At 53.4% G+C, this 20,173-nt stretch carries 18 protein-coding genes; 11 read left to right on the top strand and 7 right to left on the bottom strand.

From position 1 onward, the window contains the following. Nucleotides 1-133 precede the first annotated feature (133 nt). Nucleotides 134-412 carry a cold shock domain-containing protein CspD gene (cspD, locus tag ACP3PW_RS15790; RefSeq protein ID WP_426417702.1) on the top strand — a complete coding sequence of 93 codons (279 nt, stop codon included), beginning with the start codon at nucleotides 134-136 and terminating at the stop codon, nucleotides 410-412. A gap of 79 nt (nucleotides 413-491) precedes the next feature. On the opposite strand, the gene moaE is transcribed toward cspD, so the two are convergent. Both moaE and moaC read right to left on the bottom strand, forming a co-directional pair. Further along, a complete protein-coding gene (gene moaE, locus ACP3PW_RS15785; RefSeq protein ID WP_426417701.1) occupies nucleotides 492-950 on the bottom strand; it encodes a molybdopterin synthase catalytic subunit MoaE in 459 nt (152 codons plus the stop codon). Further along, a complete protein-coding gene (gene moaC / locus ACP3PW_RS15780) occupies nucleotides 947-1,441 on the bottom strand; it encodes a cyclic pyranopterin monophosphate synthase MoaC (protein WP_426417700.1) in 495 nt (164 codons plus the stop codon). The genes moaE and moaC overlap by 4 nt, the downstream gene beginning before the upstream one ends. Nucleotides 1,442-1,588: 147 nt before the next feature. Between moaC and ACP3PW_RS15775 the strand changes: the two genes are divergently transcribed. The 7 genes from ACP3PW_RS15775 to ACP3PW_RS15745 all read left to right on the top strand — a co-directional run bounded on the left by ACP3PW_RS15775 (nucleotide 1,589) and on the right by ACP3PW_RS15745 (nucleotide 8,352). Further along, the gene (locus ACP3PW_RS15775; protein ID WP_426417699.1) at nucleotides 1,589-2,035 is read left to right on the top strand and encodes an NUDIX hydrolase; all 447 of its coding nucleotides are present in this window, start codon (nucleotides 1,589-1,591) and stop codon (nucleotides 2,033-2,035) included. Between the two features lie 40 nt (nucleotides 2,036-2,075). Continuing rightward, on the top strand, nucleotides 2,076-3,200 hold the full coding sequence (gene mnmA / locus ACP3PW_RS15770; protein ID WP_426417698.1) for a tRNA 2-thiouridine(34) synthase MnmA: 1,125 nt from the start codon (nucleotides 2,076-2,078) through the stop codon (nucleotides 3,198-3,200). Between the two features lie 16 nt (nucleotides 3,201-3,216). Continuing rightward, nucleotides 3,217-3,837, top strand: coding sequence for a high frequency lysogenization protein HflD (gene hflD, locus ACP3PW_RS15765; RefSeq protein WP_426417697.1), 621 nt, complete (start codon nucleotides 3,217-3,219; stop codon nucleotides 3,835-3,837). A gap of 62 nt (nucleotides 3,838-3,899) precedes the next feature. Continuing rightward, nucleotides 3,900-5,267, top strand: a complete 1,368-nt coding sequence (purB, locus tag ACP3PW_RS15760; protein WP_426417696.1) for an adenylosuccinate lyase — start codon at nucleotides 3,900-3,902, stop codon at nucleotides 5,265-5,267. A 93-nt stretch (nucleotides 5,268-5,360) separates the two neighbouring features. Then, nucleotides 5,361-6,482 carry a JmjC domain-containing protein gene (locus tag ACP3PW_RS15755; protein ID WP_426417695.1) on the top strand — a complete coding sequence of 374 codons (1,122 nt, stop codon included), beginning with the start codon at nucleotides 5,361-5,363 and terminating at the stop codon, nucleotides 6,480-6,482. Between the two features lie 11 nt (nucleotides 6,483-6,493). Continuing rightward, nucleotides 6,494-7,552: a GNAT family N-acetyltransferase gene (locus tag ACP3PW_RS15750; RefSeq protein ID WP_426417694.1), complete on the top strand. Its 1,059-nt coding sequence runs from the start codon at nucleotides 6,494-6,496 to the stop codon at nucleotides 7,550-7,552. Further along, nucleotides 7,549-8,352 carry a secretin N-terminal domain-containing protein gene (locus ACP3PW_RS15745; protein ID WP_426417693.1) on the top strand — a complete coding sequence of 268 codons (804 nt, stop codon included), beginning with the start codon at nucleotides 7,549-7,551 and terminating at the stop codon, nucleotides 8,350-8,352. The genes ACP3PW_RS15750 and ACP3PW_RS15745 overlap by 4 nt, the downstream gene beginning before the upstream one ends. On the opposite strand, the gene ACP3PW_RS15740 is transcribed toward ACP3PW_RS15745, so the two are convergent. Both ACP3PW_RS15740 and ACP3PW_RS15735 read right to left on the bottom strand, forming a co-directional pair. Beyond that, nucleotides 8,349-9,212, bottom strand: coding sequence for a bile acid:sodium symporter family protein (locus ACP3PW_RS15740; RefSeq protein WP_426417692.1), 864 nt, complete (start codon nucleotides 9,210-9,212; stop codon nucleotides 8,349-8,351). The two genes, ACP3PW_RS15745 and ACP3PW_RS15740, sit on opposite strands and share 4 nt — an antisense overlap. Nucleotides 9,213-9,316: 104 nt before the next feature. After that, nucleotides 9,317-10,255, bottom strand: coding sequence for a LysR family transcriptional regulator (locus ACP3PW_RS15735; protein ID WP_426417691.1), 939 nt, complete (start codon nucleotides 10,253-10,255; stop codon nucleotides 9,317-9,319). A 148-nt stretch (nucleotides 10,256-10,403) separates the two neighbouring features. Between ACP3PW_RS15735 and mqo the strand changes: the two genes are divergently transcribed. Then, on the top strand, nucleotides 10,404-12,014 hold the full coding sequence (gene mqo / locus ACP3PW_RS15730; protein WP_426417690.1) for a malate dehydrogenase (quinone): 1,611 nt from the start codon (nucleotides 10,404-10,406) through the stop codon (nucleotides 12,012-12,014). Nucleotides 12,015-12,138: 124 nt separating this feature from the next. On the opposite strand, the gene ACP3PW_RS15725 is transcribed toward mqo, so the two are convergent. Beyond that, the gene (locus ACP3PW_RS15725; RefSeq protein WP_426417689.1) at nucleotides 12,139-14,316 is read right to left on the bottom strand and encodes a malate synthase G; all 2,178 of its coding nucleotides are present in this window, start codon (nucleotides 14,314-14,316) and stop codon (nucleotides 12,139-12,141) included. Nucleotides 14,317-14,879: 563 nt separating this feature from the next. On the opposite strand from ACP3PW_RS15725, the gene ACP3PW_RS15720 reads away from it, so the two are divergent. Both ACP3PW_RS15720 and ACP3PW_RS15715 read left to right on the top strand, forming a co-directional pair. Then, nucleotides 14,880-16,478, top strand: coding sequence for an isocitrate lyase (locus tag ACP3PW_RS15720; protein ID WP_426417688.1), 1,599 nt, complete (start codon nucleotides 14,880-14,882; stop codon nucleotides 16,476-16,478). Between the two features lie 127 nt (nucleotides 16,479-16,605). Next, nucleotides 16,606-17,166, top strand: coding sequence for a hypothetical protein (locus tag ACP3PW_RS15715; protein WP_426417687.1), 561 nt, complete (start codon nucleotides 16,606-16,608; stop codon nucleotides 17,164-17,166). 286 nt (nucleotides 17,167-17,452) lie between these two features. On the opposite strand, the gene ACP3PW_RS15710 is transcribed toward ACP3PW_RS15715, so the two are convergent. Together ACP3PW_RS15710 and ACP3PW_RS15705 are read right to left on the bottom strand one after the other, a co-directional pair. Continuing rightward, the gene (locus ACP3PW_RS15710) at nucleotides 17,453-18,409 is read right to left on the bottom strand and encodes a LysR family transcriptional regulator (RefSeq protein ID WP_426417686.1); all 957 of its coding nucleotides are present in this window, start codon (nucleotides 18,407-18,409) and stop codon (nucleotides 17,453-17,455) included. 95 nt (nucleotides 18,410-18,504) lie between these two features. Continuing rightward, the gene (locus ACP3PW_RS15705) at nucleotides 18,505-19,971 is read right to left on the bottom strand and encodes a M20 family peptidase (RefSeq protein WP_426417685.1); all 1,467 of its coding nucleotides are present in this window, start codon (nucleotides 19,969-19,971) and stop codon (nucleotides 18,505-18,507) included. Nucleotides 19,972-20,173: the final 202 nt, after the last annotated feature.

Below are 20,173 nucleotides of genomic sequence, written 5' to 3'. Positions count from 1 at the left end.
GATCACTTGTTAAACACTTGAGGCTGTTCCCGCGAACGGTGGAGCGATGGGTTTGCTTTTTTGCCCAAGTCAGGAAAGCGAACAAAATAGGGATGTTTGGCCTCACAAGCCAGCTAGCAGAGGGATGTAGAGGATGCCTATTGGTAAAGTAAAGTGGTTTAACAATGCCAAAGGGTATGGTTTTATTCTGCCGGAGGGCAGCGACGAAGATCTTTTCGTTCACTACTCGTCCATCCAGATGGATGGCTACAAGACCCTTAAGGCCGGTCAAGATGTGAATTTCGACATCTTACAAGGGCCAAAAGGTCTTCACGCCATCAATATCACAGCCACGGAACCGGCAGCCAACGAACCAGCAGCAGAACACACAAACAGCAGTCAGGAGGTAGAAACCGTATCCAGCGAGAACTGACCCCGGGCCAACTCGCTAATAACCTGACAAAAAAAGAGGCTATACGCCTCTTTTTTACCACCTATAAACTGCACCCGCCCTATTCGCTGCGCTCCCAGCGCTCGCGGGCACTGCTATCGCTATCTCTTGCATCGAGCCATCGGGCACCGTCCTGAGCGTGCTCCTTTTTCCAAAACGGGGCGTCCGTTTTAAGGTAATCCATAATAAACTCGCAAGCCGCGAAGGCATCCCCGCGATGCTTGCTTGTCACCCCGACGAAAACGATCTGATCCTCTACCTCCAGACGGCCAATGCGATGGATAACAGTGGCATCCATCACTTGCCAACGCTCCTGCGCCTGTTTAACGATAGTGGATAGGGTTTTCTGAACCATTGCCGGATAACACTCCAGTTCCAACGCGGAAACCCCTGCATCCAGGTTAAGATCACGCACTACCCCAACAAAAGTAACCACCGCCCCTACCGAGCTATTGCCAGCCCGCAGTGCAGCCACCTCCTCTGCGAGGCTAAAATCTTCATATTGAATGGCGATATTCATGGAGTCGTACCCGCAACCAGCCAGTGGCCAGATTTACCCCCGGACTTTTCCAGCAGTCGAGTGCTTTCTATTACAATCCCCTTATCTACAGCCTTACACATATCGTAGATCGTAAGCGCGGCAATTGAAGCCGCCGTAAGCGCCTCCATCTCTACACCTGTGCGCCCCGCCAGCTTGCATAGGGATTCTACCCGAATACGATGGCTGTCCGGGTGCAGCTCAAACTCTACCTTAACCTTGGTTAAGGCCAGAGGATGGCAAAGCGGAATCAAGTCCGAACAACGCTTTGCAGCCTGAATACCTGCGATCCGCGCCGTAGCCAGCACATCGCCCTTCTCGATTTCGCGGCTGCTGATCAGGTCAAAGGTTTCCTGATTCAACTGCACCCAGGATTCTGCAATCGCAACCCGTTCAGTTACCTGTTTCTCGGTCACATCGACCATGTGGGCATGGCCCTGCTCATCCAAATGAGTAAAACGCTGCTGGCTCATTAACTATCATCCGTTTAAGGAAATATGCGCGGGCACCCCCGCCTAAAGAGTGCTAGTTTTAACACCTTTCTCGCTCGGCGATCAAACCGGAAAAAAGATCCTGGCGTCACCAAGCATCAACCCAACCAGATACAGAGTTCAACACCGATGAAATGGCCACCCCATATTACCGTTGCAACTGTCGTGGAAGATCAGGGCCGCTTCCTCTTTGTGGAAGAGCTCTCAGATCAGGGCATGGTACTCAATCAACCCGCTGGCCACCTTGAACCCTGCGAAACCCTGGTGCAGGCAGCCCTTCGGGAAACCCTTGAAGAGAGTTGCTGGGAGGTGGATATCAAGGCGCTTGTTGGCATCTATATCTACCATGCTGCAGCCAACCAGACGATCTACCATCGCTACTGCTTTAGCGCGCAACCGCTACGCCTGCGAGACGATCTAACGCGCGATAGCGATATTAGCGGAACCTGCTGGCTTACGCTTAAAGAGCTCTCAGAGTACTCGGTCCCGACCCGCAGCCCACTGGTTCGGACCTGTCTGGACGACTACCTGGCTGGAAAACGCTATCCATTGGAACTTATTCGGGAGCATGGGTAAAATAGCCGCCCCATCAAACCTCCCCTATTTTGCAGGCACCATGAGCAATAACATGAATACCAAGGTGATCGTCGGCATGTCCGGCGGTGTCGACTCATCTGTTTCCGCCCTCCTTTTGCAACAGCAGGGTTACCAGGTTGAAGGCCTGTTCATGAAAAATTGGGATGAAGATGATGGCACCGAGTACTGCACGGCTAAAGAAGACTTAAAAGACGCGCAATTAGTGTGCGATAAACTGGGTATTCACCTGCATACCGCAAATTTTGCGGCGGAATACTGGGATAATGTCTTCGAGCACTTCCTTGAAGAGTATAAAGCCGGGCGTACCCCCAATCCTGACATTCTCTGCAACCGGGAGATTAAATTTAAAGCATTTCTCGATTACGCCCTGCTGATTGGTGCGGATGCGATCGCCACCGGACACTATGTTCGCCGCCGTGAGCACGATGGCCATTACCAATTGATAAAAGGCATCGACAACAATAAGGACCAAAGCTATTTCCTGCACGCGGTAGGCTCGGCGCAGATCGCCAAGACCCTCTTCCCCGTGGGAGAACTTGAAAAGCCCCGCGTCCGGGAGATTGCGGAGGCGCACGATCTTGTTACCCACAACAAAAAAGACAGTACCGGCATCTGTTTTATTGGCGAGCGCCGCTTCAAGGATTTCCTGAAGCAATACATTCCCGCACAACCCGGAAATATCGAAACCCCGGAAGGTGAGATCATCGGCCAACACAATGGATTGATGTACCACACCCTGGGTCAGCGCCAGGGACTTGGAATTGGCGGCCTCAAGGAAGCCGGTGAAGCCCCCTGGTATGTGGTAGAAAAAGACCTTGAACGTAATGTGTTGATTGCCGCCCAGGGTAATGAGCACCCAATGCTGTTCTCCGACGCCCTGACCTTAAGTAGCATTCACTGGGTCAATGACCAGCCCCCCTCCCTGCCTGCCATACTGAAAGCCAAAGTGCGGTACCGCCAGAGCGATCAACCCTGCACTTTATATAATGAAGCTACCGGGGGCTACCGAGTCGAATTTGATACACCTCAACGAGCAGTAACGCCGGGGCAGTCGGTCGTCTTCTATGATGGTGAACACTGCCTCGGTGGTGGTGTTATCGAGCAGCGAGTACAGTCCACTCGCGTCACATCTGCATCCAATTAAGGAATAGCGTTCAGTCATGGCACACAACTATCAGGATCAGGTTCTCGCTTTAGCCGGTATCTTCCAATCAGCCGTTCTGGTGGAGAAGATTGCCCGCACCGGTAGCGTTCCAACAGACAGTTTCGAGTGCACCCTTAATAGCGTTCTGGTGACTAAGCCAGAATCGGTAGAGGATGTGTATGAAGGGCGCCACGGACTTTATCTGGGGCTAACCCATCTCAAACACGTTCTCGAACGAGACCGAAAGTCGATGTCCGGAGACGCCGTTCGTTATGCGCTCACCCTAATTCAACTCGAAAGAAAACTATCTAAAAACAAAGAGATGCTTTCAATTCTTGGCAATCGACTTGAACAAGTAAGTCAGCAATGTGTCCACTTCGAAATAACCCACGAAAACATCATTGGGGCCATGGCAGCACTCTATCAGGACACCCTCAGCACCTTTTCCAACCGTATCCATGTCACCGGGGATATCCGCCACCTGCAAAGCAGCGACAACGCCCAACGTATCCGCGCCAGCCTTCTCGGAGGAATCCGCTCAGCAATGCTATGGCGTCAGGTCGGCGGGTACCGCTGGCAATTAATTCTTGGCCGAAAAAAGATGCTTAGCTGTGTGAATCACCTGCTACGCCCCTGAAAAACACCCCACTTTTGTGTATCATGCGCCCCGCCAATCAACCTTAACTTCGGACTAGCAACATGCAACTTTCTCCTATTACAGCCGTCTCACCCATTGATGGTCGCTATGGCAGCAAAACCGGTAGCCTGCGCCCCGTGTTCAGTGAGTTCGGCCTGATACGCTTCCGCGTAATTGTTGAAGTTCGCTGGCTGCAATGCCTGGCCGACCACCCCCAGATCTCCGAAGTACCCGAACTCAGCGCGGCGGCGAACGCCCTGCTCGATCGCATCGCCGATAACTTTAGCGAAGCCGATGCCGAGCGCATCAAAGAGATCGAGCGCACCACCAATCACGACGTCAAAGCCGTGGAATACTTCATCAAAGAGCAACTCGCCAGCAACGAGGAGCTGAATCGTATCTCGGAATTTGTCCACTTCGCCTGCACCTCAGAAGATATCAATAACCTTTCTCACGCCCTGATGCTCTCCGAAGGGCGCGACCAGTGCATGCTCCCGGCAATGGAAGAGGTCATTGAGGCTATCAAGAGCCTGGCCCTTAGCCTTGCTGAGCAACCCATGCTCTCGCGTACCCACGGCCAAACCGCCTCCCCTACCACCGTAGGAAAGGAGATGGCAAACGTTGCAGCGCGCTTGCAGCGCCAGTTGAAACAGATCATTGCCATTAACCCCATGGGAAAGATTAACGGCGCTGTGGGCAACTACAATGCCCACCTCTCTGCTTACCCGGAAATTGACTGGCAAGCAAATGCGCAGAAATTCGTTCAGAGCCTCGGCCTCGAATGGAACCCCTACACCACCCAGATTGAACCACACGACTACATTGCCGAGCTCTACGACGCGTTCGCCCGCTTCAACACCATCCTGCTCGATTTTGACCGCGATGTATGGGGTTATATCTCCCAGGGTTACTTCAAACAAAGAACTATCGCAGGCGAGGTCGGATCATCGACCATGCCCCATAAGGTAAACCCGATCGATTTCGAAAACTCCGAAGGTAACCTCGGCATCGCCAACGCCATCATGCAACACCTGGCGAGCAAGCTTCCCGTCTCTCGCTGGCAGCGTGACCTGACGGATTCGACCGTTCTACGCAACCTTGGGGTTGGCTTTGGCCATAGTTTGATTGCTTACCAGGCCACCCTCAAAGGAATCAGCAAACTCGAAGTCAATGCCGAGCGCCTCAACGCAGACCTGGACAACTCCTGGGAGGTTCTCGCCGAGCCCATCCAAACGGTAATGCGCCGCTATGGCATCGACCAACCCTACGAGAAGCTCAAAGCACTGACCCGCGGCCAGAGCATCAATCAGCAAACCCTGGCGATTTTTATCGACAGTCTGGAGCTACCGGAAGCGGTCAAACAACAACTGAAGACGATGACTCCGGCCAACTACATCGGTAATGCGATCGAACAGGCACGCGATATCTGACCCCCTCGTCGGGCGGTGCAAGCCGCCCGACTTCGTAACACCGCTTATCACTGGTACCATTGCCTGAACCGCTGACGCTGCAACGGAGGCAATGTGACAGCACACCCCTTTCTCGGCGATATTTCGCCGGCCACCTTCCTCGCCGACTACTGGCAGCAAAAACCGCTCCTGATCCGTCAGGCAATCCCTGGCTTCCAAAGTTTTATCCCACCAGAGGAGATCGCAGGTCTATCGCTCGAAGAGGAGGTTGAGTCCCGACTGGTTGTTCAAACGGCTCCCCAGCAATGGCAACTGGATCATGGTCCATTCGATGAGCAGCGATTTTCCCAGCTTCCCGCTGATGGCTGGAGCCTCCTGATTCAGGGCGCTGATAGATGGCTGGAGGAGGTCAACGCATTGATGCGAGAGATCGACTTCATCCCCAGTTGGCGCATTGACGATGTCATGATCAGCTACGCGACTGATCAGGGTAGTGTTGGCCCCCACTACGACAACTACGATGTGTTTTTGCTACAGGCTGAGGGCGAGCGACGCTGGCAACTGGGGCAATGGTGTGACCATACCACCCGACTATTAAACCATTCCCAGGTAAAGCTACTGGAGCAACTGGAAGTTAGTGCAGAGTACCTGCTCGAGCCCGGCGATATGCTCTATGTCCCGACCCGTCTTGCACATTGCGGCACCTCCATAGGCAGCAGCATAAGCTACTCCTTTGGTTTTCGCGCCCCAGCGACCGCAGACCTCCTAAGTGGTTTTTGTGACACTCTGTGCGCAACCCTTCACCCTGAAGACCGCTATGTAGATACGCCCCTGTCATGGCCCACGCCATCCGGGGAGATCGACCGCCAAGCCCTGCAGCAGGTACGCCAACTCCTGCTGCGCACCCTCAACAACCCCGCACTACTAGAGGATTTCTTTGGCCGGTTTGTCACCGAACCCAAATTTGAGGAGGTTCCCGAGGCGCGGGAGGTGGAAACCATAACTCCAGACGCCGGAGTTCAACTCTGTCCCGGCCATCGCTTTGCCTTTTTACGCAGCAAAAGTTCTCGCCTTAGCCTCTTTGCCGACGGTGCTAAACTCTCTGTTGACGGGGCGCTAATGACGCTCTGCCAGCAGCTCGCCAGGGGCAAACCGATTACGGGACCCTTCTCCGCTCCGCAGTGCGACCTGCTGACAAAGTTGTTAGCCCTCGGTACTATCGAGCTAATAGACTGAAAGCGAGCCCCATGAACCCCAACACCAACTTCCATATCCTGCAGAAGGCATGGGCTGATGCCGAGGCTGAGATCATGGCACTTCGCTCTGCGGTATTTCATCAGGAACAGGGCATTGAACTCACCCTTATGGGTGACGCTCAGGATGTCTCGGCGCGGCACTTTCTACTCTACCTTGAGAGTAACAACATCCCTATAGGAACCGCCAGAATGCTGTCCAATGGCCGTATTGGCCGGGTAGCCATTTATCAGCGCCATCGGGGGCAAGGCCTTGGCCTCGCCTTGATGAACTATCTGCATGATATTGCTATCCAGCAGGGCCTGAGTGAAACTACCCTTCACGCACAGAGCGATAGCATTGGGTTTTACCAACGGCTAGGGTACCTGAATGAGGGGGAGCCCTTTGAAGAGGCGGGCATCCCCCACCAAGCCATGAAGCGAACGGTGCCCTCTCTGGATACTCCTATCGATTTCACCCCTGACCCCGGAAGCCCTCACACCATCATAAAAGCTCCCTCTGCGGAAGATTACACCCCACGAGGAGTCCGGCCAGCAGGCGAGCCGATCGAAACCGATGCCACCCTGGGAGAGACCGGCGCTCTACCCCACCTTACCGACCTGAGCCAGATCGTTGACCACATTGCCGCGCTGATCAAGCAAGCGGATGAAAAGGTTTTTATCTACGCCCCAACACTGGTACCCACTCTTTTTGGCCACCCCAAAGTGCTGGCTGCAATCTCGGCCAGCGCCCGCAGAAACCCACTCAGCAAGGTGCAGATACTGGTCAGCGAGACTGCCTCCCTGGTAAAACAACACCATCCGTTACTCCACCTCCAGCAGCGGATAAACAGCCTCATTAGTTTACGCTGTACGATTCCCGCCTATAGGCTGGATAGCCTCACCTTGGTACTGGCTGATGCCACGGGCTGGCTGGAAATTATTGACGACAAACCCCTTACCCTCAGTGGAAACTTTAACGATGCCGGTCGAGTCAAACAGTGGTACGAGCGCATCGAACACCCCTGGAACCACTCGGTAGTCCCCAAGGATATAAGGCAGATGTCACTATGAAACGCCTCCTTCTCAGCATTTTGCTGCTGGTTACCTCGCCCTCCCTACTGGCGGAGATGGAAACCTTCACCCTGGATACCCAACATCAACTGGCCAGCGAGCTGGTACCCACACTTAGGGATCTGGTGGCACCGGGCGGCACCGTCACCTCCTTCAACAACGTGCTAATCATAAAAACCACTGCCGATAACTACAATCAGCTGCGGTCGGTTATTGATCAACTCGACACCCCTATCCGCCAACTCCTGATTAGCGTTACCCAGGATGAACGAACGGCACGTAGCCGCCGTGCCGTCAGGGTCGATGGCTCGATCAGTGCAGGAGATACCGAAATTTCGGTAGGCGATGGAGACAAGGATCAGATCAGCATCGACTATGGCACCCGCTCACGGCAAGGAAAGGGAACCCAGACAGTACGCGCTATGGAGGGTCAGCCCGCTTTCGTCCAGATCGGCGAGCAGGTGCCGGTAACCAGCAGCAACGGCTGGACCACCAGTACCACCTACCAATCTGTTGTACGTGGATTCTACGTGACCGTGCGCGTTCGCGAAGGCTTTGCGGACGTTAGCATCAACGCCCGCAACGATCGCCTGCAAAACAACGGCAAACAGGCACTCAATGGTAATCGCTCCATCGACACCCAAAGCGCCTCGACTCGGGTTCAGGTAAAGCTGGGAGATTGGGTTACCATCGGTGGGCTTGATGAATCAGGGCGCAGCAACAATCAGCAGATCAACTCCCGCAGCAGCGGTACCCTTAACCGAAGCGGCGGTTTCTATTTGAAAGTGGACGAACTTTAACCCGACGACTTGAGCACACCACTCCCCGAGCGCTGCTGCCACAGAATCAAGGCAAAGGCGGGGATATTCATCAAAATGCCGTACACCAGAGGCGTCAAGGCAAGCTCCGGACGCTGCAAGATGACGGCGGCCACGAAAATCGCCGTGCCCGCGTTCTGAATGCCGACCTCCACCGCAAACGTCGGAGCCAAAGCTCTACGGTTCTTCCAGCGAGTGCTGACCAGATACCCCAACCCCATCCCCGACACACAGAGTAGCAGCGCCGCCAGCGCCGCCTGGGACCACAAATAGGCCACTACCTGTTGATTGGCAAGCACGATCACAACCACCGTCAACAGCAGCGCCAGAAAGGCCGTTCGCTGCAGCAGAGGCTGTAGTTTCCTGACCCTCGCCAAGGCAATCTGACGCACCCCCATTCCTGCAACAACAGGCACCACTGTAACGACCAGCAACTGCAATACAGCCGTTTTATAGTCGAGCTGCAGGTCTGCTCCGATAAGAATTAGGGGCAGCAGCAAAGGCAGCGTGACGGGGACAACAAGACTGCTGATGGCTGTCAGGGTAATCGACAGCGCCGCATCTCCACCACACAACTGGCTAATAGCGTTCGACGTTGCCCCACCCGGCGCCAACGCCAGCAACCAAAGACCGATAGCAACCGTGCCACTGAGCCCCAATAGCGAAACAATAGCCAACGCCAAAAGCGGTAACCCCAGCAATTGCAAAATCAGCCCCGTCACCACTTGCCCGGGCGTTGACAACACCCGGCGAAAATCAGCTGGCGATAGGGTCAGCCCCACGCAGAGCATTATCCAACCCAGGGCGATCGGCAAAAGAAGGGTCATTAACGTCTGTGACACAGCAAAAACTCTCTATCCAGCGACATAATCAATCGGTTTATTTATCCTGCCCGCTTAGTTCAGCACCCATAGCCTGAACCCTATTTCGGCTAACGTCCAGAGCACTACTGCTCAACGTAATGGGTTTTAAGAAACCGGTCGCATAACGCCTCTATATCGAGAGTGGGTGAAAGCACGAAATCGATAAAGGCCCGGGCAATCGGACTCAACTGCTTGGCCTGGTGATGTACCAGATGCCAGCTTCGATAGAGCGGAAAGTCTTCGACATCCAATTCAACCAGGCAATCTGTTGCCAACTCTAACGTCACACTGTGCCTCGATACCGCCGAGATCCCCAGCTCCGCCATTACCGCCTGTTTAATCGTTTCACTGCTGCCCAACAACATCGAGGGCTGCACCCTGACCCCTTTCTCCTCCAGATAATCCTCCACCGCTTTGCGGGTTCCGGAGCCGATCTCGCGATAAATAATGTCGTGATGCTCCAACTCGCTCAACGGAATGTTTTGCTTTACTGCCAGACGGTGCAAGGGGTTAGCAATAAAAACGATTGGGTTATCGACGAAGGGGTAACAAGCCAAAGGCATGGCTTCGGGTACAAGCCCCATAATCACCAGATCGTCCCTATTCTCTTTTACGCGATTGATAATCTGTTCCCGGTTGACGACATCAAGACGAAGCTTGACCTTGGGAAACTGCTTGCGAAAAGCGCCCAAAAGATGAGGGGTGAAATACATAGCACTGGTTACTGCAGCCAAACGAAACTCCCCTTCCAGTCCCCCTTTGAGTGCGCTCAGAGTCATATCAATATTGTCGAAGCGATCAAACAGGTCGATACAAAATCGATACAACTCCTCCCCAGGGGAAGTGAGTGAGATTCGCTTGCCGACCTTGTCGAGCAGGGGAAGCCCGATATTCTCCTCAAGTTGCTTCAACTGAATACTCACCGCAGGTTGGGTCATACCCATTTCGTTACCCGCGGCGGTGTAACTGAGCAGCGTTGCAACCTTGTGAAACACTTTCAACTGATGAAGAGTCGCTCGCACAACCATATACCTTTATTAATGCTCAATATAATTTATATCAATTTTTACTAATGAGTCAATGACGGTAAAGTAGCAATCTGAACTCCTTACCCGAGCCGAAAGGCCTCCGCGCCAGACAGCGTAAACAGACAACACCGAGGTACTTGCCATGAAAAACGAACTCTACGACGCCCTGCTGGTAGGCTCCGGAACCATGAGCACTACGCTTGCCACCCTGTTGAACGAACTGGATCCGACGCTCCGTATCGCCATGATCGAGGGACTCGACGATGTCGCGCAGGAGAGCACTTCAGGCTGGAACAATGCCGGCACCGGACACGCAGCTTACTGCGAGCTGAATTACACCCCTCAAAATGATAAGGGGGAGGTAGATATCAGCAAGGCCCTTGATATCAACGCCGCATTTGAGCTATCGCTTCAGCTCTGGAGCCACCTCGTACGAACGGGTAGCCTGCCGGAACCGGCTCAATTCATTAACTCCACTCCCCATTGCAGCTTCGTTTGGGGTGAGAAAAACGTAGCCTTCCTGCGCGACAGGTACCATCAAATGAGCACCCACCACCTGTTCGAGGGCATGGAGTACAGCGAAGACCCACAGGTTGTTGAGCGCTGGATGCCCCTGATAATGAACGGACGAGACCCACAAGAACCAGTTGCGGCTACTCGCATGTCTCGGGGCACCGATATTGATTTCGGCGCACTGACCCGTGCAATGGTAAACAGCCTTAAGCGCAGCCCGGCTTTCCGCCTGATATTGGGAACCCGTGTGCAAGATCTTAAACAGGATGACAATGGGCTATGGCAGGTAGGGGTGCGCAATACAGCAACCGCTGAGACGCTGAACCTTACCAGTCGTTTCGTGTTCCTCGGTGCCGGTGGCGGCACCCTTCCCCTGCTGCAAAAATCAGCGATCGAAGAGGCCAGCGGATACGGCGGGTTCCCCGTGAGCGGACAGTGGCTTATCTGCAAAGACCCGAAAACTATTGCTGCCCATAGCGCCAAGGTGTACGGAAAACCAGCACTCGGAGCGCCTCCTATGTCCGTTCCCCACCTGGATACCCGCGTCATAGATGGCGAAAAAGCGCTACTGTTTGGCCCCTTCGCAGGATTTACCACCAAGTTCCTTAAGCAGGGCTCCGTGTTGGATATGCCTAATTCGATACGCCCGGGGAACCTTCGCCCCCTGATCACAGTCGGGCTTAAGAATATGGATCTGACCCGCTACCTGATCAAGGAAACACTGCAGTCCCACCACTCGCGTATGGAATCCCTGCGCCAGTACCTGCCGCAGGCTAACGACCAGCAGTGGTCACTTGCCGATGCTGGCCAGCGGGTACAGGTCATCAAACGCGACTCCAAGGGTAACGGCTCGCTGGAGTTTGGCACGGAGATGATCGCGTCCAAGGATGGGAGCCTCGCAGCGCTGTTGGGTGCATCCCCGGGCGCATCAATCGCCGTCAAGGCAATGCTTGATGTGTTAGCCCGCTGCTTTTCCAGGCAGATGCAGCTCGACAGTTGGAAAGAGCGGTTGCAGGTGATGCTCCCCTCCTACGGCATCTCCTTGATAGACGACGCAGAGCATCTCCAGCAGGTACGCCCCCTCTCGCTCACGACCCTGGGCCTGGCAAAGGCTACTCCTCAGGCGATCAACCCGGTTTCGCAATCTGTCTACGCCCACCCGGAACTGCCCCTCGCACCGGCCAACGACACCAGTGCAGTTTCGCCCACCCCGGATGAGTGCCCCCGCTCACAGGCTTAATACGCGACTAAAGAGAACTGCGTGCCTGAAAAACAAAAAAGCCGACATGACGTCGGCTTTTTTGTTTTGGGTGACCCGTCCTGAATAGGGTTGACACTTATTTCAGGACAAGACCGAGCCTGTATTAGGACTGTTGCGCTTTCGCCTCCCGACGATAAGCGTGAAGCAGGGGTTCGGTGTAGCCATTGGGTTGCTCGGTCCCCTTCAGCACCAAGTCGCAAGCGGCTCTAAACGCTACCCCATCAAAGGCGGGCGCCATATTGGAGTAACTGGCATCACCCTCGTTCTGGCCATCGACAACCTGCGCCATGCGTTTCATAGTCTCCATCACCTGCGCTTCCGAGCAGACACCATGATACAGCCAATTAGCGATATGCTGACTGGAGATACGCAAGGTCGCACGGTCTTCCATCAGCCCAACGTTATTGATATCAGGAACCTTGGAGCAACCAACACCACTATCGATCCAGCGCACCACATAGCCCAAAATACCCTGGGCATTATTGTCCAGCTCCTGCTGAATCTGCTCCGCCGTCAGCGTTGATGGGTCATCCATCACCGGAATGGTAAGAATATCATCGAGGCTCGCACGTTCGCGGCTTGCAAGCTCGTTCTGGCGGGCAACAACATTGACACGATGATAATGAGTGCTGTGCAGGGTTGCGCCGTTTGGTGAGGGTACCCACGCAGTATTGGCGCCGGACATAGGGTGCCCTATCTTCTGCTCCAGCATCGCGGCCATCTCGTCGGGCATCGCCCACATCCCTTTACCGATCTGGGCGCGGCCCTGCAAACCACAGGCAAGTCCATTGTCGACATTCCAATCTTCGTAGGCGCTGATCCATGGCTGAGCCTTCATCGCAGCTTTGGGAATCATGGTCCCGGCGAGCATACTGCTATGAATCTCATCCCCGGTACGGTCGAGGAAGCCCGTATTAATGAAGACCACCCGATCCTTGGCAACACGAATGCATTCCTTAAGATTAATAGTAGTGCGCCGCTCCTCGTCCATAATACCCACTTTGACGGTGTTGCGGGCCAGACCCAGGGCATCTTCAATGCGCCCGAACAGCTCGCACGTGAACGCTACCTCCTCGGGGCCATGCATCTTGGGTTTTACTATATAGACCGAACCGCTCCTGCTATTGCCACGCTCGCCATTACCCTTAAGGTCATGGATTGCGGCGAGAACGGTAACCATCCCGTCCAAAATACCCTCGGGAATCTCACGACCGTCTTTATCAAGCACGGCATCGATCGTCATCAGGTGACCCACATTACGCACGAACAACAAGCTGCGGCCATGCAGCACCAACTCACCACCATCAAGAGCCGTGTAACGGCGATCATCACTCAATGCTCGCGTCATGGGCTTACCGCCTTTCTCGAAGGTGTCCTCAAGGTTGCCTTTCATTAGCCCGAGCCAGTTGCCGTAGACCTCGACCTTATCCTCGGCATCAACCGCAGCAACAGAATCTTCGCAGTCCATAATGGTGGTCACCGCGGCTTCAACCAATAGATCCTTCACTCCAGCGGTATCATCGGAACCCACCCGATTACTGGCATCAATCTGAATCTCAATATGCAGCCCGTTGTTCTTCAGCAGCACGGCCGTTGGTGCCGAGGCGTCGCCACGGAAACCAACACATTTGTCAGGGTCAACCAGGCCCGCCACGCCGCCACCGGCAAGACCGACGACCAACTGTCCGCTCTCAATTCGATAGGAGGTTGAACCCCTATGACTTGCACCCCCAACCAGAGGAGCTGCCACATCAAGATGGTTACGACCAAACTCTATAACCTTGGCACCCCGCACCGGGTTATACCCGCTGCCCTTCTCGGCACCCCCCTCCTCCGAAATTGCGTCGGTTCCATAGAGAGCGTCATAAAGACTACCCCAGCGGGCATTGGCCGCGTTGAGGGCAAAGCGGGCATTTTTTACCGGCACCACAAGTTGCGGGCCAGCCTGAGATGTAATCTCGGTATCAACGTTTGTAGTCTGTACCTGAAACGCTTCCCCCTCCTCCAGCAGGTAGCCAATGCTAATCAGAAAGTTCTTGTACGCCGCCCCGTCGTGAGGCTGGCCAGAATGCTCTTTGTGCCACTGATCCAGCTGCTGCTGAAAATCATCACGCTTGGCCAGCAACTTCCGGTTTTTAGGGCCCAGCTCATTCACGATTGCTTCAAGCTCACCCCAAAACCTGTCTGCCTCAACGCCGGTACCTGGAACGATCTCATTCGTAATCAGATCGTATAGAACATCGGCGATCTGCAGCCCGCCTTTTTGAATTCGGTTAGTCATAATCTGGAAGCCTCTAAAGTAGCAAACGCAATTGTAGTGCACTGGTGCGCATCGTGAGAATTGTAATAAGTCACCCTAAATTTCACTAATTTATAGGTATTATTCTCACTATTCTTTCAATGAATATATAAGATCCCACTATAAATAGAAGCAACGGGCCCCATACTAACTCACCAGACCCAACGTGTTAGCGATACAGCCCGCCACGGGTTTAAGCACTTAACAACGTTGATTATTTTTCTAAAAAAAAGATCTTAGAGATAAATTACAATCATATATTACAACAACTTAAGATATGTTCTTAATTTCGATTGCTCACTTTAAGCACTACCGACCCTCAACGCTATAGGCGCCTTCCATCCTGGACCCACTCACCGATAACTAAATGTTCTCAAGCGACAACCGCTACCCCCGTAACTTTGTGAGCCATCACATTCTTATTATGAATAACAAAAATAAACGACATTTATTTCAATTATGAAACATCTTACCCTAGTATTGCCGGCGTAACACAACCCCGCCAGCACCGCTGGAATGTTGCAACCTACTTTTAAGGATCGACCATGTCTCAATACGCAAAAGATACCGATACCGCTGCAACCTTGATCAATACTCAGGGCAGCGCCTGGAATGAGATTAGTGCAGAATCTGTAGCTCGCATGCGCACTCAGAACAAGTTCAAAACCGGTCTGGATATTGCCCGGTACACCGCTGACATTATGCGCGCCGACATGGCCGCCTTCGATGCCGACAAGACCAAATACACCCAGTCTTTGGGATGCTGGCACGGTTTCATTGGTCAGCAGAAGCTGATCTCTATCAAGAAGCACTTTAACGGTCAGACTGATCGTCGATACCTGTACCTGTCGGGCTGGATGGTTGCGGCCCTGCGCTCAGACTTCGGCCCTCTTCCCGACCAATCCATGCACGAGAAAACCTCCGTTGCCAGCCTGGTCGAAGAGCTGTACACCTTCCTGCGTCAAGCAGATGCCCGTGAGCTAGGCGGCCTGTTCCGCGAGCTGGACGCTGCCCGCGAAGCTGGAGATAGCGCTGCTGAAGCCGCAATTCAAGACAAAATCGACAACCACGTGACACACGTTGTACCGATTATTGCTGATATCGATGCAGGTTTCGGTAACGCAGAAGCGACTTACCTGATGGCTAAGCAGATGATCGAAGCGGGTGCCTGCTGCCTGCAGATCGAGAACCAGGTTGCCGATGAGAAGCAGTGTGGCCACCAGGACGGCAAAGTAACCGTACCTCACTCCGACTTCCACGCAAAAATCCGCGCTCTGCGTTACGCCTTCCTGGAGCTGGGTGTCGATAACGGCGTTATCTGTGCTCGTACCGACTCTGAAGGTGCAGGCCTGACCAAAGAGATCGCCGTTGTTAAAGAGCCTGGCGATCAGGGTGACATCTACAACTCTTACCTGGACGTTGAAGAGATCGACGTTGCTGATATGGCTGAAGGCGATGTGTGCCTGAACCGCAACGGTAAGCTGGTTCGCCCCAAGCGTCTACCTTCTGGCCTGTATCAGTTCCGTGAAGGTACCGGTGAAGAGCGTTGCGTATTTGACAGTGTTGAAGCCATTAAAGCCGGTGCCGACCTGATCTGGATCGAAACTGCAACACCAAGCGTTGCTGATATCGCTGGCATGATGAACGAAGTACGTAAGCAGGTTCCTGATGCGAAGCTGGTTTACAACAACTCGCCCTCTTTCAACTGGACTCTGAACTTCCGCCAGCAAGCATACGATCGCTGGGTTGAAGCAGGTAAAGACGTATCTGCTTACGATCGCGCTAACCTGATGAGCGTTGAGTACGATGATTCTGAGCTGGCTGCAGACGCAGACGACAAGATCCGTACCTTCCAGGCTGACAGTGCTCGCGAAGCCAACATCTTCCACCACCTGATTACGCTTCCTACTTACCACACAGCAGCCTTGTCTACTGACAACCTGGCTAAAGAGTACTTCGGTGAAGCAGGTATGTTGGGCTACGTTGCCGGCGTACAGCGCAAGGAGATCCGTCAGGGTATCGCCTGTGTTAAGCACCAGAACATGTCAGGCTCTGACATGGGTGACGATCACAAAGAATACTTTGCTGGTGAAAACGCGCTTAAAGCAGGCGGCGCCAAGAACACTTCTAACCAGTTCAACTAATTGGACTCGGTCACTTAGGCCTTGATTTAATAAAGCTTAAGTTTAAAGTGTTTGAAAAAGGCGGCCCCTTGAAAAAGGGAGCCGCCTTTTCTTTAACCTTGATGCAAAACCTTAAAAAGCGAGATTGATGATGACGAATATCCCAAACAGCTTACAAGATGCAAAAGATCTACTAACCAAAGAGGGTTTTAAAGCTGGAAGTACTTGGTATCACGGTACATCGTCGGCATTGATCACATCAATAAAGGAATTCGGTTTAAAACGCTCAGGTGATGAGGCATTAAAACAAAGCACAAAAAAAATTATGGCGACAATCGGCAATAGCTACACCGAAACCATCGAGCCTGTTTTTCTAACCCAGAGCAAAGAGCTTGCTTACTATTGGGCAACGCAAACCGTTAATAAACGTACGGCCCATACCGGTGCCGAGGAGTCGCCTGTGGTCGTGGCGATTAATCTTCCCGAACAGATCAATAACTCAGTAAAGCCTGATGTGGGAGCTGCCAGCCTGTTACTGGTAGAAGGTAATGACTATTTAGACTATCTAGGCAGCATATATAACGAGCTTGGCCTTAAAGCACCGACCATAGACCCCGCTAAATCAGACCGATTAGATTATCTATACAAATTAGGCATGGCGTATATAAACGCTGATATTGATGCAAAATACTTGGATCTTTTGCCATAAAAAGACGAAATCATCCCACCCACTGCCCAATACAATCTGCCGTTAACAGCTGCCCCGTAAAGGATGTACGGGCCGATGGGTGTGTACCTGCAATAGCCCCTCTCCCTGCCCGGTCCCTTGAAATCCCCGAGGACAAACCGACTCCTTGCCTGCATCGCTCGTGATAACGCCCCGCCATGGCGGGAGCCACCAACAAGGTAACCGCGTTAAGTCGCTCGCTAACAGCCCCGGAGATACATTGCGCTAGAGCGGCTTTAGCTGACCTCTCCGTACACTGGTACTCTCATCACCCACTCAACTGCGGTACACGCACCTCTTTCGCGACATCAGAGATCAATCGCCTGAGCCATTGGTGCCCCGGATTGTGCTGCAACAGAGGGCTCCAGGCCATCTTTAACTCGATAGGGGGAATATCAAACGGTGGCGCCTTAACGACCAGCTCCGGGTTACTAGTCTGCAGCGCTGCAGCACGGCTCGGTAACGTCGCAATCAGGTCACGCTGTTGTGCGAGCAACATGGCGACCTGATAATGCCGGGTAAACACCGCAATATTGCGCTTTCTATCCAGCCGGGCCAGAGCCTCATCGACCCACCCCAGCCGCTGCACATCCTTCGGATTGACTCCGACGCCCACCCCCATCCCGGTTTTACTCACCCAGATATGCTGGGAGGTCAAATAGGAATCCAGGTTAAAGCGATCCACCACCGGATTGTCGACACTCATCAAACAGGAGAACCCATCCATCCACACGGTTGTTTGGTGGAAAGACTGCGGCATCTGATCAAAACGGTTGATGGCCATATCCACCCTGCCCTGCTCCACATCCAGGAAACTCACATCACTGGGTGTCAACATATCCAGGGTTATACCGGGAGCCTCGGTTCTTAGCCGCGAAAGCACCTGCGGAATCAGGGTTGCTTCAGCATAGTCGCTGGCCATAATTCGGTAGACGCGCTGGGTCGTTAACGCTTCAAAGTCCTTTTGTGGCTGTACCGCCTTATCAATAGTGGCCAGTACGTTACGAATAACCGGCTGAAGCTCCAGCGCACGCTCGGTTGCCGTCATACCCTCGCTGGTTCGAATTAGCAACGGGTCCTCAAACAGATCTCGCAGGCGGCGCAGACCATTACTCATGGCTGGCTGGGTAATCCCCAGCTGATTAGCGGCTCGCGTTACATTGCGCTCGCGAAGCAAAACATCAAGATAAACCAGCAGATTCAGGTCAACACGATTAACATTCATAGATTCAATGCCGCCAACAGCAGTCATAAACAAACTAAATTATGACAAATATAACTCCCCCTGTCTCGATCGAGCCAGGTTTTCCCCGAGATCTCCTAGCCTGCTGCATTTCGAATCAGCCGATAATAGATCTTTATCGCCTCCATATAGCCCTGTACGCTCACACGCTCATTACTTCCATGAAAACCCTTGAGCTCTTCCGGCCCCAGGGTCACACCCAAAAAACGGAAGCTGGATGATGTCACGCGAGAGAAATGACGGGAATCGGTCGCCCCAATCACCAATCGTGGTGCAACCACTAACCGGGGGTCTTCAATCACTTCCTGGATCGAGCGAGACAGCATCTGATACCCGTAGCTGTCCACCGACGAAACCGCCGACGGTTCAGACGCAAACCCATAGGGGGTGACCTCAATCCTTTCATCATCGATCAGCTCAATAACGCGCGCAGTGACCGATGCGATAGATTCTCCCGGCAAAATCCGGAAGTTCACCACCGCCTCAGCCTCAATCGGCAGCACGTTGTCTTTAACACTACCGGAAAGCATGGTCGGCGCTGTGGTTGTTCGCATACCCGCAATCAATGCCGGGTTTTCGGGTAGCAACCATTCGATAAAAGGATTAAACAGCCAGGCATTAGCAAACACCAGGCGCTGCATAAACGGGGCTTCAGGACCAAGGCTGGCAATAAAATCACCGGTCTGCCCCATATCAATGGGAAAGGGATTTGACTGAATTCGGTCGACCGCACGGGCTACGCGTCCGGCCGCGGTAATGGCCGGCGGCTGAGATGAGTGCCCTCCCGCATCCTCTGCCCTTAAGGAAAGACTTAAATACCCCTTCTCTGCAGGGCCAATCAACGCCACAGGCCCCTCCATCCCCGGAACAATACCCTCTGTAATCGCCCCGCCCTCGTCAAGCAGAAACTCCAGCTTGACCCCTCTCGATTCGAGCAGGGCCGCAATCTGGACCGCACCCAACTGACCACCTACCTCTTCATCCTCTCCGAACGCCAGATAGATATCCCGGGCAGGCACGAACCCTTCGACCAGTAAGGCTTCTACGGCCTCCAGAATCCCCAATACACCCGACTTGTCATCCAGCGCTCCACGACCCCAAATATACCCATCCTTCACCACTCCGGCGAAAGGAGGATGGGCCCATCGCACCTCTGTTCCCGGTATGACAGGAACAACATCCATATGTGACATCAGCAATATCGGCTTTAGCGCTCGGTCGCTTCCAGGCCATCGAATCAGCAAGCTAAAACCACCGACCGTTTCAACCTCGAGTCGAGAGAAAGCCTGCGGGTAGTTTGCCTTAAGGTAATCGACAAAGGGGCCGAAAACTTCGGGGTTCTGTGGTTCAGGGTATGGACGAGAGATCGTTTTAAACGTTAGTGCTTGGGCCAGACGCCGCGCAGTGCTTGCTTCATCAAGTTCGACATCAGCAACCTCCTCTATTACAACGAGTGGTTGCTGGCTGAATAGCAGCGTCCGCCCCAGCACGATCACCACCAAAGTGATAAGTGCTACAGAAACTATCCGATAGATGTTTTTCATTAGTCCCGATCCCATTTTCACGCGATCTCCATGCTAACGAAGCTGCAGCATAAAAACCATACAAGCGTTTGATTAAGGATCTTGGATGCCGGACAAGAAAAAGCCCAGCATAAAGCTGGGCTTTTAAGTGGCGTCCCCTAGGGGGTTCGAACCCCTGTTACCGCCGTGAAAGGGCGGTGTCCTAGGCCACTAGACGAAGGGG

It is taken from the genome of Aestuariirhabdus sp. LZHN29 (genome assembly GCF_049985285.1).
GTDB lineage: Bacteria > Pseudomonadota > Gammaproteobacteria > Pseudomonadales > Aestuariirhabdaceae > Aestuariirhabdus.
The sequence above is the reverse complement of the archived record's forward strand: the minus strand, read 5'-3'. Positions and strand labels throughout refer to the sequence as shown.